12 protein-coding genes, 1 pseudogene and 1 riboswitch are annotated in these 13,282 nt (G+C 40.8%); of the genes and pseudogenes, 6 read left to right on the forward strand and 7 right to left on the reverse strand.

Annotated features, from left to right (window positions below; translation table 11 throughout):
- A partial coding sequence (locus DU53_RS11785) for an integrase core domain-containing protein (protein ID WP_153020791.1) occupies positions 1-175 on the forward strand: 175 nt, incomplete at its 5' end.
- 31 nt (positions 176-206) lie between these two features.
- Here the strand turns inward: DU53_RS11785 and DU53_RS12240 are convergent.
- From DU53_RS12240 to DU53_RS01995, 6 genes are all read right to left on the reverse strand, one after another.
- Entirely contained in the window at positions 207-545 is a 339-nt protein-coding gene (locus DU53_RS12240; protein WP_161484728.1) for a hypothetical protein, read from the reverse strand.
- A gap of 153 nt (positions 546-698) precedes the next feature.
- A complete protein-coding gene (locus DU53_RS01975) occupies positions 699-1,631 on the reverse strand; it encodes an SIR2 family protein (protein ID WP_063727166.1) in 933 nt (310 codons plus the stop codon).
- A 92-nt stretch (positions 1,632-1,723) separates the two neighbouring features.
- Positions 1,724-2,494 carry a lamin tail domain-containing protein gene (locus DU53_RS01980; RefSeq protein WP_012744929.1) on the reverse strand — a complete coding sequence of 257 codons (771 nt, stop codon included), beginning with the start codon at positions 2,492-2,494 and terminating at the stop codon, positions 1,724-1,726.
- A gap of 149 nt (positions 2,495-2,643) precedes the next feature.
- The gene (locus DU53_RS01985; RefSeq protein ID WP_012744930.1) at positions 2,644-4,836 is read right to left on the reverse strand and encodes a VIT domain-containing protein; all 2,193 of its coding nucleotides are present in this window, start codon (positions 4,834-4,836) and stop codon (positions 2,644-2,646) included.
- Positions 4,837-4,973: 137 nt separating this feature from the next.
- Positions 4,974-6,866: a M6 family metalloprotease domain-containing protein gene (locus DU53_RS01990; RefSeq protein WP_063727168.1), complete on the reverse strand. Its 1,893-nt coding sequence runs from the start codon at positions 6,864-6,866 to the stop codon at positions 4,974-4,976.
- A gap of 1 nt (position 6,867) precedes the next feature.
- Complete coding sequence (locus DU53_RS01995) at positions 6,868-7,440, reverse strand: tetratricopeptide repeat protein (RefSeq protein ID WP_063727169.1); 573 nt, start codon at positions 7,438-7,440, stop codon at positions 6,868-6,870.
- A gap of 260 nt (positions 7,441-7,700) precedes the next feature.
- Here DU53_RS01995 and DU53_RS02000 point away from each other — a divergent pair, with 260 nt between their 5' ends.
- A complete protein-coding gene (locus DU53_RS02000) occupies positions 7,701-8,777 on the forward strand; it encodes a metallophosphoesterase (RefSeq protein WP_063727171.1) in 1,077 nt (358 codons plus the stop codon).
- Here the strand turns inward: DU53_RS02000 and DU53_RS13300 are convergent.
- Positions 8,778-10,312 (reverse strand): annotated as a pseudogene (locus DU53_RS13300) (B12-binding domain-containing radical SAM protein).
- Positions 10,313-10,518: 206 nt separating this feature from the next.
- On the opposite strand from DU53_RS13300, the gene DU53_RS02010 reads away from it, so the two are divergent.
- From DU53_RS02010 to DU53_RS02020, 4 genes are all read left to right on the forward strand, one after another.
- Positions 10,519-11,238, forward strand: a complete 720-nt coding sequence (locus DU53_RS02010) for a DegV family protein (RefSeq protein ID WP_161484729.1) — start codon at positions 10,519-10,521, stop codon at positions 11,236-11,238.
- 10 nt (positions 11,239-11,248) lie between these two features.
- Positions 11,249-11,383: a hypothetical protein gene (locus tag DU53_RS13135; protein ID WP_255358859.1), complete on the forward strand. Its 135-nt coding sequence runs from the start codon at positions 11,249-11,251 to the stop codon at positions 11,381-11,383.
- Between the two features lie 32 nt (positions 11,384-11,415).
- Positions 11,416-12,327 carry a cation diffusion facilitator family transporter gene (locus DU53_RS02015; RefSeq protein ID WP_082853747.1) on the forward strand — a complete coding sequence of 304 codons (912 nt, stop codon included), beginning with the start codon at positions 11,416-11,418 and terminating at the stop codon, positions 12,325-12,327.
- Positions 12,328-12,461: 134 nt separating this feature from the next.
- A riboswitch (Fluoride riboswitch) is annotated at positions 12,462-12,521 on the forward strand.
- Positions 12,522-12,564: 43 nt separating this feature from the next.
- Positions 12,565-13,275, forward strand: a complete 711-nt coding sequence (locus DU53_RS02020; RefSeq protein WP_063727173.1) for a DUF6062 family protein — start codon at positions 12,565-12,567, stop codon at positions 13,273-13,275.
- The last annotated feature ends 7 nt before the right edge of the window (positions 13,276-13,282 follow it).

Here is a 13,282-nt window from a genome sequence, read left to right on the forward strand (position 1 = left end):
AAGGGAATTCGTAAGAAACAACGAATTCAAGAATCTTGAAGACTTGTGTGAAAAACTAAAGGTATATCTGTCTTTTTACAACAACCTGAGACCTCATGGGTCATTGAAATACCAAACACCAAGATACTATACTGAATTCTCCAGCCAAAACGAGCCTGTGTACGTAAATCCTTGATGTTGGTCTGCTTTTGTCCAATATTTGGGGGTCAAGCCGACTTTTTGAAAACAGCTGGTCTAGGGGTTAGAAAAACGAACGCACAACGTACAACCAACAACAATGAAATCCGAGAAAGCTGTTTTGCAGCGGTGATACGAATCCCTTCGGGATTGGAACGACCGACTGCGGCGGTGGGGCGAACTCCTTCGTAGTTGATTCGAACTGCTTCGCAGTTGTAGCTACCGGCTACACCGGTGATTTGCGCCTTCGGCGGATAAAAACCCGGGATTCGAGACCCGAGATTCGAGAAGTTAAGATCCGGAGATCCTGAATCGAGCTCAGGATGACAAGTTGGCTTTTGTAAAATCTGTTTTATCAGTTTTTTCAACTGCGAAGCAGTTCGGAACAACCACGTAGTGGTTCGAAACAACTCTGAAAGAGTTCGCAACAACCGCTTGCAGTTCGCATCGTTCACCATCTGACAGCGTTGCAAGCCTCCGGAGCGCAGCTCCGCACATCATTGCCAAAGGCAATTCCGGTATTATTCCTCAAAAAGCTCTATCGCTTTTTTCACCTTTTCTTTCGTTAGTTCCACAACATCCTCTTTGCTGTTCTCGCTTAAAGGACATGGAGTGAGGTTACTCAGAAGATTTTGGAGATAAGAGAACGGGCGACTGACAAAATCCGGTGGAAAACAATTGAGGTTCTGCGCCAATTTAACGAAGAAACTATCGGCATCGTAACCTCTGATATAAAAAGCGTACTTACCTTCTTGAAGAAGTTTTTCTTGAACGTGCTTGGGAGGCTCGCTGTCTTTATAACCTACCCAGTAAAGCCTGTAATCAAAACGCGGGAATTTTGCCAGATGATCAAAAACAGGATCGTTTCTACCACTGTATCCCACAACGATCCACATTCTTCCCCGTGCCGTATCCATTATGGCCGGTTCTATACGTTTAACATGTTCCTCAAACTCTTTCTCGGTATTGATAAGCTCAAATCCGGTCCGCTGCCCGTGAAGATAGAAAACCGCTTTATCCGGGATGAAGTCCGGTTTGAAGTTTGCACTTGTAGTGAGATCATATACGGCAGGAAATTCCCCGAGAAGAGCACAGGCCCGAATTACAAGTGAGTCAAAATTAGTTGTAAGGATTCTGTCAACATAACCTGATTTCATAAGCTGCGCTATTACAATATGCGCCCAATTTACTTTCGTTTCATCGGTAAAATTGGCTATAAGATCCCTACGCTCGCCAGGAGCTAGCTGGCTCATACATTTGGAATACGTTTTTTTCGGGGCCCTTTCGTAGTCCAAAGGCCGGGTCTCCTTTATCATATCTACAACCTTGGCTGCTGTCGGAACACCGGCCTGAGCAGAACACCCTGTACCTATCAAGAGAGCAGTTTTTCGACCATGTATTTTCGCGTTTCTTAAGGATTCCACTACATCATCTATTTCTCTTTCAAAAATCATAAGCTTAAGAGCCTCCATTTCTTTGACTAACTATCCTATATTCTCTGGATTATATCATGTTCTATTTTTGGTCAGGAAATCCATTTCCGTCCTCAATAAGAATAAGTGGTTACCGTTGCACCTGAAGAATCGTAGAGATAAGCAGTATCTCCATCGTTGTTCCATACATATTGCCCTGTCCACTTCAAATTATTTTCTCCTTCTGGCATCGGCGAGCTGGCGGTAACGTGGGAATAGACCCTGACTTCTTCACCCGGCTCAAGCACGAAATTAGGAAATGTGAAAATATGGTTGGCTATATCTTTCAACTTCCACCCAAGAAGATTCACAGAGAGTGTTCCGAGATTTTTTATATGAACCACTTCAGGATTTGCGGCGTATTCAATGTTTGTGATCTCAACATCTGCTTCTAGAGTCCCGCCACCTATCGAGATCACGTAGCTATAGTAGATGTTTTCAGGATCTTCTGAGTAAGACGGACTTCCCGACAATACTGTTGGTGAGCTCAACGGAACGTAGTCCTGGGAAACGTCAGGTAGTATGGTTTTGAGCGTATCGTAGTCAACATCTTTGCCAGTATAATATACAACTACCAACCATGTCCCATTACTTACTTCATATGCCACTCCATAATTGTCCGGAATATTCCTTCCAATCTCATCAATTGATAATGGGGGAACGTTATCCACCAATATCTTATTTTCAAAACCAATGGAAAGATTCTTCAGGTTCCGGGCAACCTGAACAGCCTTTGCTTTTCTTATAGAATTCATCGCTGGTGGAATCAGTGCAGCAACTAAAACAGCAATAATAGCAAGAACAATTAACAGCTCAACAAGTGTGAATCCTTTTTTGTACAACATAAATAGGCCTCCTAATTTTAATGATGCAAGGCCATGCCATAATGTAGCGTATTTTGTAACTTTTCTTGATTATATTATAAAAAAGCCCGACATCTGTCGGGCTTTTCAGTTAATTTGGCTTGTATTAAGTTTTTCATTAAAATTACTGTTCATCTCAGAACCTCAGGAAGCTCATCAACGGTCTCCATTCCATCATTTCCAGTAATGATTTTGTATCCCTCATAGATGAACCGAACTTTATCTCCAAGCTTTAGTACATCAGCAATCCAAAAATCCCTGGAAAACAGATGGAAATACGCATCGCTGAAGGATTTGATGTGAACTTCCAGCCCTTTGTACTCTTCAAACCCTTCCTGAGTCCAAATGCCATCGTACTTTGCAAATAGTTTATCACCGACATACTGACGATTTTCTTCCCCTGCAATAATGATATCCTCTTTCATTTCAGATACAGCTTTCGAAGCGAGAATATCGCCAACTTCAACATAATTAATGACTCCACCCAATGGTGCTACCAGTGTTGGCATAACCGATTTATTTCCGGTACGAATCGGGACATTGTAATCAGCAGCCATTTCGCTCTCGGGATCTATGAGATAAGAAGTGAATTCATTGATTATGTTGTATTTCTTTGATAAATTGATTATTTCTTGCCTTATCTCTTCGCGCTGTGCTGGGGTCAGGGTTTCATCATACCTGTAGATATTCGCCAGTTCACTAATGCGCTTTTGTGCCCATAAAGTAGCAATGAACGGGAAACTGGAGTTCCTTGTTAAATCAAATTTGTATTTGATCTTATTCTGGACAATGACGCCATTGAGTTTCTCCTCCCATGAAAGGGTTACGTTTACCACACCTTCATGGTAATACACGCCTGATATCCTCAATGCCGTTCCAGAGAACAGGGTGTAAGGTCCCTTGGGAAGAACATAAGAAATATCTGTACCGTTTATTTCAAGATGAACATTCGACATGACCGGAGTCTCTATCATTCTATAAAGCTCCAGAACCTTTTCATCAATTTCTTCGTTCTCAACGATGTATTTAACCTTTCCCCCTCCTTTTTCTGCTAGTTCATCAAGTAATTCGGCATTTACATCGTATCCTACACCAAAAACAAAAAGATGTACATCTCTTACCTTAGCAAGTTTTGTGGAATCCCTGATAATTGTTCCAATATCAGTAATACCTTCTGTTGGTGCACCATCGGTGAGAAACAGCACAACTTTATACCTGTCATCCGTACTCTGCGTACCAAGAACTTCAATACCTTCAAGCAATGCATCATGAATATTTGTCATGCCACCAGCCATTATTTGCTTTACTGCCGGATACCATTCTGTTCTATCCGAAAAAGGCAGCAGACGCTCTGTAAGATTGTTTACTTCATTGTTGAAAGTTATGATTGAAAACCTATCACCTTCATGGAGCATTTGCAGAACCTGCAGCAACGCGAGTTTCGCTTTTTCAATCTTTTGACCGCTCATAGACCCGGAAATGTCCAGAATAAAAACTATATCTTTCGGAATGATTCTTTCAGGCTCTCTTGGTGGCACAAGGGTGAGAAGAAAGTACCCGCGCCTGTCTGCTTCATCCCAATAATTCATGATCGAGGAAGAAAGCGTCCCCCCTGTTACTGTCAAAGCTAAAGATACATCAGAACGTGGAACATAATCGGATGCTGAGAATACCCAGGAACTCTCGTCGCCTTTTTTTATGTAATTAAAAGAATGTATCGGGGAAAAGACGTCAGAGATTTCGTTCGGATCAGCGACCACTTCAATCCGAACGTTTTCTATGGATCTGGAAAGCATACTTTCGATTTTCAACGGATACGTCATCGTATACGATGATCCCCACAGCTCCAAAGGTTGAACATACTCAATAACAAATCGCCTGTGCTCTCCCGGTTCAAATGGGTAAACCTTCATCCTCACCATTCTGCTGTTGGCATATTCTAAAAGCGCAGGATCTTTCATTCTTCTAACGATATCCTGGTAGATTTTCCGTGCCTCTTCAGCTGGCAAAACCTTTCCTTCATAAACCTGATCGCCCACGATCATGGAAAACCTGTCTATAACGGCACCTAATGGAACAGGGAAGATGTACTCAGCTTCGATAGGCATAGAATTCGGATTCACAAACTCCTCTTCGATTCTTACCTTTGCGATACCATTCTCTACAGTTATAGTCACATAGTGATAAGTCATGTAAAACATTTGTACATCAGGGAGTGGTGGCATAACATGCGATTCCCAATTCGGGATAACTATCCCATCCGCAATGGCGATAGAAGAAATCACCAGAAATAAAACAAGCAACGCACCAACCATTTTTTTCATACACGACACCCCTTCGCTCGTTAGTTTCCCCCGCCGGCAAAGACTTATGCTAACAATTCTTTGACCACCTAAAAAGAATGTTCGTTCAAAACTAAAAAAGCCCGCCAAAAGGCGGGCATTTGCTGCTTATTCTGGTTTCACTCCTCCAATTGATGACCAAATACTTCGACAGGCAACGAATCTATCCACTTCCAGTAAAGCGGTGCGTCACCGTTCCAGGTACCGTCAGGCGCCTCATACTCAACCTCATCCCAGTTCAATTCTTTTACAGTGATAAGATGATTTTCAGAGACACCGTCATGAACAATTAGATAAATGAAAGGCAAGAACCTCTGGGTCAGGACTTCACTTTCGCCAGTTCCATCCGTCGCTTCAAGCGTCAGCTCAAAGGGATGATCAGGTGACAGCACCTGGACATCCAAAGAAAGCCTATCGGGAGCAAGTGTGCAATCTATTATAGTTGCATCCTGAGAAATCAGGTTGTAAGACACTATCTCGGAAATGAATTCATACACCAGTGTGTTCGATTCTCCATAAATAACATATGGCAGCGGTGCTTTGAGTACCACACCGGTACGAACGTCAAATTCAATATCAAGACCATTTACAGTTATATTTTCAACACTGAGTTTTGAGGTTCCATCGTAGAATGTCGAACTTGGCGAAGTGCCGGGACCAAATTCAATATTTGCCGAAGTTCCAGGGAACGGATCGCCAGCAGAACCATTATCTCCACCGTAAGTATCAAGGGCATTGTCGTCATCCGCTTCTTCGACATCTACCCTTCTATGCAAATCATTGGTCTGATAAGCATCTTCATCGATATGGTAAATCAACAACCCCGCGCCCGGAAGAGCCGCATCGTAGCCAAGCAACTGACGGTTTTCTAAAAGAAAGTACTCTTCTCCGGCTGGACGGTCTGCATTTTCGAACATCAGGACCTCGAAGTTGGTTTCAACTGGAGATAATAATTCATGGCCGTTGAATCCATTCAAGGAACCAACCGTTACCCAACCAAGTTCTTTCTTGCTCCAGGCACACATATGGGCAGGGGAATCCGCAGCTCTGTGTATGCCATTCCATGCTCCAGCAGCCATCAGCCCCCATAAACCAATTCCATCAGAACTGTAATCAGTGTCATACAGATCTGGCAACCCAAAAACGTGCCCGAGTTCATGACAGGCAACCCCGATTGTCAACAACTTTCCTCCCACCGTTTCCGGCTGGATCGTGTAATGTTTTATATACACACCATCTAAATACAAGTACGGCCAGATATCCCCGCTGTGTGACCATATATCATATGGATCTCCCGATAATTCCTGGCCCTCACCCTGATGAATCACTATGACACTGTCAACGTAACCGTCACCATCGTTATCAAACTGTGAAAAGTCGATAGCACCATCTGAAAGCTGCACTACTTCGCTAACAAGTTCTTGAGGATGTGCGTCATTACCTTCACCACCCTCATCTTCCCCATAATAATCATGTGTTTCGAATACCGTGTACCAGCCCACAACAACAAACTCAAGAATAACTTTACCGCCAGAGACTTCAAAATAATAGCTTTTTATTGAATCGGTACTGCCGTTAAAAATCGGTTCAATATCATCGGGCGTGCATGTGGGGGTTGTATCAGAAAAGTTCACGAGTATTACCGGAAATTTCAGCACACCGGATGTTGGAGCACTGGCAACATATTGAGGTCTTTCCACCGCGCTCAGATAATCATAAACCGTTGAAATTTCAAAGAGATCTGGAAGTGCGTCAATGCCGGCTTTACTCCTCGAAGGTATCAATTTACCGGTTTCATCGAAAACTGCGTATTCCCACCAACCGGTGTCAACATTCTTTATTATCGGAAATCCATTATAAAGGGTGACGTGTGCAAATTCATCACCTATAACCCTAACCGTTAAAATCGTTCCATCGGGTTGAGAAAGCGCTATCTCTCCCGGATATGCCGGAACAGAAAAGGCTAAAGAAGTTACTATTAAGAGCAAAAAAACAATAATAGCTTTCTTCATTTTACTCGCCCCCTTTCAGTTGTTCGAGGCGATCAAGAAAATCCTGATCCGTAATCATACCTGTATAAGTACTATAAGCCGCATCATCATGTGCATGTATCGAGGCAATGGCCAGCAATTTCAGCAGTTCTTCCCTTCCAAGAGGGTCTGGCAGATAGTCAATTTGAAACTCCGTTTCATCAACAATAAACTCTCCGTGGCCTAGAGCTTCATCCCAATTCCCTTTTCTAACATTGACCAGAACCAGCCCAGCTTTAGCTTTGGAATTGGAAGGTATTATTTCTAATGAACGAAAAAAATTGCTCTCAGAGGTTCCGAAAAAACCTTTCATATAATAAGCCCAGCCCATTCCCTCGTAGGCAAGAGCTTCCTTCTGCTTGTCACTTGAAAAAAACAAAACCTTGTTAAACTTAGATATTGCATTATCATAATCCCCGAGTCGAAGGTAATCGAAACCGCTTGAGAGAGCCTCGTCTATCTTTACACAGGAAGTAACCGCGAGTAGCAACAATAGTAAAGTTACAACACTCAAAACAGTCTTCTTCACGATGAACGCCAGCAGAAGGTTCCTCATTTCAATACAGAGTGGTGTGCTGGCTCCCTCCTTTCTTATATTGTTTTTACCCAGTTGAAAAATTTGCTGTTAGCGTTGCCATTTGCTTTTTTATTTTAATCCTTTTCTACTCACCACCCAAGAAAAAACAACAGGCTACCTGTCGCTACATACACTTCAAAGCATTTTGATTAAATTCTCAACGTCGGGTAGATTTGTCGTTGAAAAGCATGATATAAATATGATATAAGTAGTATCATAAGAAAAAAGGAGCAAACACTATGAATAATAGAAGAAAACGCCTGATTATCTGGATAATTTCTGTTTTCTTAATTGCGATTTCTGCTATAAAGATAACCATGCCGTTCATTCAAAGTGAATCCGTTAAAAACGTGGTTTACAACAGTGTCAACAAGATCAAAACCCATTCGGGAAACTTTTCCTTTGCTGTCCTGGGGGATAACAAGAATTCAATCTCAACCTTTGGAAAGATAATTGAGCAGATCAACACCAACCCCGAGATCACATCCGTTGTGAATACTGGAGACATGGTGTTCGATGGAAGTGTAACAAAATACAACTTTTTTTTGAAACAGCTCTCTAAGCTACAAAAGCCATTTATTCCTGTCCCAGGAAATCACGACATTGCCGATGGTGGTATGAATAATTACGTCGAATTCTTCGGTCCTCTGTATTACGCGTTCGCCGTTGATCAGGTCTATTTCATAGTTCTTGATAGTTCCAACGAAGAAACCATAGGTGCCTGGCAGATGAAATGGCTGGAAGAACAATTGAAAAACTCACAAAAACACAAATACAGGTTTGTTTTTCTTCACGTACCTATCTTCGATCCGAGACTTCCAATGGATAAACAACCCGGACATTCATTAAAAAACACAAAAAACGCCATGGAACTACTGAAGCTTCTACAAAAATATAACGTTACAATGGTTTTTGCCGGCCACATCCACGGATATTTCAGAGGAGAATGGGAAGGTGTTCCGTATATCGTAACCGGTGGTGCTGGAGCGGAATTGGTTGGTTTGAACAAAGAACATTATTTTTATCACTATTTGATAGTCCGTGTAAAAGATACCGGCATTGATTATGAAGTTGTGAAGGTTAACTCCCCGGATTTCAACGTAATAGACAGGATAGGTGCCTTCCTGTGGCTTTATCTTTATTCTTTCGTGGTAATAAATTATTGGTGGATAGTCTTCATAATCGGTGTGTTCATTTTCACAATATTGCTAGTTAGGGGCTTCAAAAAAGAGATAATGAATATCTGGCGTTGGTTAATGAAACGAAAGATAATCAGATTTATCTCGAGGCTCTTCGTGGAGTCAAAGCCACACTGATTACGTCTTAGCGGCAAGATTTCCGGAAGAGAAAGGTTTTTCGAATATCAATGAAACCTTCTTTTTTGAAATTTTCTCGGCTATTTTCCTGAAATGATAACCTGATATTGCAAGCGCCACGACCAGTGGAAAATGCCTTCTTTTTTTGAAGAGGCTCCATATGAGTAATTTCCAGTACTCAAACCTTTCTTTACCAAATATCCCTATCACCACAAGCGACCTTAAAAAGGCTTTGATTTCTATGAAAGTTATTTTTTTCAATCTAAAAGTATTGGGGAATTTATAGACAGACAAGAATTTTCTTAACCGTCTATAGTAATTTACGGGAGAATAAAGTTGTTTCATAAGCCTTTGATAACCGGAGATCAGGGTTTTTATATTCATTCTGGGAATAAAATTTATGGAAATCTCCACGTTATTTTCAACAAACTCACTGATCAATCTGCCTTCATTACGCATCCGCTCGTAAAGCTTGCTTCCACGAGGAGCATTCAGCATGCCAACCATGGCCGTTACTATACCCGTTCGTTGAATGAAACTGAATTGACGCTTGAATATAGAAGGCGTATCATGGTCAAACCCTATGATGAACCCCCCTGTACTTCAAGACCTGAAGAATGTAATTTCTCTACGGATTTCTCCAGATTATGTTTGATATTCTGATATTTGTTTGTTTCCTTAAGACTCTCCTTATCCGGAGTTTCTATACCAACAAAAACCCTGTTAAATCCCGCCCGGGTCATCAAGTTTACTAGTTCATCGTCATCCGCAAGATCTATGGATACCTCCGTGTAGAATGTGAAAGGGTAGTTATGCGCTTTTTGCCATTCGATAATAGCTGGTAAAACTTTCCGTTTGAGGTCAAATCTTTTCCCGATGAAGTTATCGTCCACAAAAAAAACAGATCTTCTCCATCCCAAATCATAGAGGGTTTGCAATTCTTGAATAATCTGTTCTGTACTTTTCGATCTTGGAACATGGCCATTAAGTGCACCTATCTCACAAAACTCACAGTCGAATGGACAGCCCCTGGAATACTGTATCCCCATCGAGTAATACCACTTGAGATGTAAAAGATCCCATCTGGGAACAGGTGCTTTTGTTATATCAGGAAAATCCGGGCTTGCGTAATATCTCTTCAATTTGCCATTTTCAATATCTTCTACGAGTTCTGGCATGATCTCTTCAGCTTCTCCTAAAACGAAATGATCTGCATCCGGAAAATGATCGGGTTCCATTGTGAATAGCGGTCCACCTGCAATAACCGGAACATTCAATTCGTTGCATCGCCGTATGACATCTTTGACAGATTCACGTTGTACAGCCATAGCGCTTATAAAAACGTAATCACTGTTTCTAACATCCTTTTCTTTCAACCTCTCACAGTTCATATCGACCAACTTTATATTCCATTCATCTGGAAGATAAGAAGCGATCGTCAGCAATCCCAATGGAGGTAATGCAGCCCTTTTAGAAGCAAACTTCAGAGCATGCTTGAATCCCCAGAAGGTGTCCGGATATTCTGGATAGACCATTAGTATGTTTTTCAAAAGCGACACCACCTTTCCTGAAAATTCTTCTCCTGAAACTAGTATCTCATCTTGTATCTTTTAATCCAAACCTTTTAAGAGATTAATACGCATTATGTTCTTTTTTTGCTTTCGTGCGAAAAGAAGTATAATAAATTGTTGGGATTTAAATGCACATGACATTCACTAAAAACAAAAAAGGAGGTTCAGGCATGATAGGCATTCTCTGTGACTCTGCAACAGATGTCCCCGATGGAATAGCTAAAAGCGGTCACGTTGAGGTTGTCCCGGTACGGGTAGTCATAGATTCTCAAACCTTCAGAGACAATGAGATAAAACGTGAAGAATTGCTTCGCTTAATGGAAAATGGGACCATTCCAAAAACTTCAATTCCGGCTTACTCCGATGTGGAAAAAGGGTTCTTTCGCCTTATGAGCAAAGGAATCAATGAAATCATTTGTATAAATATTGCTGGAAGTCAAAGCGGGACGCTAAACCTTTTTCGGATGACAGCAGAAAGCTTTCAAAGAACATTTGCGCACCTCAAAATAAAGATCGTTGATTCCAGAAGTGTTTCCATTGGCTCTGCACTTTTGATATTCAAAGCTTTCAAACTCATAGAATCAGGAAACAACATTGACAAAATAGTCAGCACCTTAAAAGAGTACATTGAAAAGAAAATAAAGGTTTTGTTTACACTTCCCACTCTGAAATTTCTCAAAGCAGGCGGTCGAATAGGAAAGATAAGTGCTACCATAGCAGAGCTATTGAATATTAAACCGGTTATAGGTCTTGAAAAGGATGGAACCTTTTACAGTGCAGCCAAAGTCAGAGGAATGAATAGAGCCATCAAAAAAAATGGCGGAATTGACGCAAGAATTTATCAACGAAAGGGACGTAGAAGCATTAGCAATTTACAGATCCAGCGATGATGAAGGAACATTGAACCTTGCCAAAATGCTCCTTCATGAATTTAAAAACGTAAAAATAGAAAAACTCTTCACCGGGATAATCTCTCCAGCCCTACTCGTGCACGGCGGAAGAGGTCTCGTTGGCATCTCTACAATGGTGAGATAATATCAAAAAGGGATGGAAAGGACTGGATTAAAATGGCATATTCCCATAGAAAAAAACACGGGCATTCACATAGTTTTGAGGATACCTCTGAAAGACGATTATTGTTTTCCATTGTACTGAATCTCGGGATAACCCTCGTGGAATTTATTGGTGGAATAGTATCAAACAGTCTGGCTCTGATTTCAGATTCTCTTCACAATCTCACTGATTCAAGCTCGATGATTGTGAGCTACTCAGCAAAAAGAATTGCGCGAAAAAAACGAACACCGTTTCATACCTACGGTTTCAAGAGAGCAGAGATCCTGGCGGCTGCTCTGAACTCAATTGTTCTTCTTGCCATTGCGCTTTTCCTTTTTGTGGAAGCATTAAAAAAAGTTTTTACCCCTTCGGAAATAAACGGTACAGTCATGTTGACAGTTGCAGTTATTGGCTTACTCGGCAACCTCTTCACGGCCATTTTACTATTCAATGACGCAAAAAAGAGCTTGAACGTGAAATCGACTTTCATACATATCGTAAGTGACACTCTCTCTTCGGTATTCGTAATAATCGCTGCCGTTCTCATAAGGAATTACGGCTGGATAATTCTTGATCCCCTGTTTACCGGAGTCGTTGGTGTTTTCATACTCTTTCAATCCATTTCCATATTGAAAGAATCCGTTCATATTCTCATGCAGGGAACTCCAAAGGATATTGAACTAGAAAAGATCTCGAAAGAAATCGAGAAATTTGATTTTGTGAAAAATGTTCATCATCTCCATGTATGGACAACAGATGGGCACGACAAATATCTCGAATGTCACGTGGAACTCTTTGACAATAATCTGGAAAAAGCCGATGCCTATTTAGATGAAATAAACGATCTTCTAGAGAGACAGTTCCATATAGAGCATTCTACGATTCAGTTTGAAAAGGATCGTTGTAAGAAGAATGGAAAGCAATAAAAACATTTACTACAGTCCAACCAAACAAGGACTTAAGGAAATGGAAGAGAAATTATCAGTATATTTGATAAAACATCTTTTTTGAAATTGACTGTACCGCTTTTTTGGTAACAATAAGTACCTTTTATGATAAAATTTCTTTGGGCGATGGGGTCCGCCCTAATTGCCAAAAGGCTGATGACTCCTATCTCTATGAGGTAGGAGTTTTTATTTTTTTGATATGGATGGTCGATGCCTATGAAACACAATCAGAAGAAAGAGAATCAGGCGTATTTCACCCTTCTTGACCTAATTGAAAACGAAAAAAACGTATGTCCCATATGTTTGGCAACGGAAAAAAGCGTTGTCAATTACTTTGATATACTACTCTATGAGCTGGTTAATGACCCAAGAATCATGGGAACAATTGACAATGCAATGGGTTTTTGCAAAAAGCACACTGCACTCCTTATGTCAATGGGTGATCCCTTTGGACAATCAATAATATACAAAAGTATTCTTGAACAGGCAACTAAAGTTCTACCATCTCTACTATTAAAACCAAAGAATAATGTTAAACTCTTTAAGAACAAACGCTCGTTGATCTACGAAACCATTAAAAGTCGTTGCCCCGCTTGCGCCTTAGAGAAAGAATTCGAAAAATTGTATATCAATGAGTTTATTTCAGCTCTTGAAAAACAGGAATTTAGAGAATATTTTTCACTGTCAAATGGTTTATGTATACCACATTTCATCAAAATCATGGAAGCATGCAAGAATCGAAACTCGGCTACTTTTTTGTTTAATACTCAACTTAAAATAATGAATAACATAATAGCTGAATTGGGCGAATTTATCAGAAAAAATGATTATAGATTTTCAAAAGAACGCATAAACAACGAGAAAGATGCATGGAAAAGAGCTGCAAGGCTTCTAGGAGGCAAACATATTTTAGATAAATTACACTAAGGAATTG

The organism is Kosmotoga sp. DU53 (genome assembly GCF_001639905.1).
Classification (GTDB): Bacteria; Thermotogota; Thermotogae; order Petrotogales; family Kosmotogaceae; genus Kosmotoga; species Kosmotoga olearia.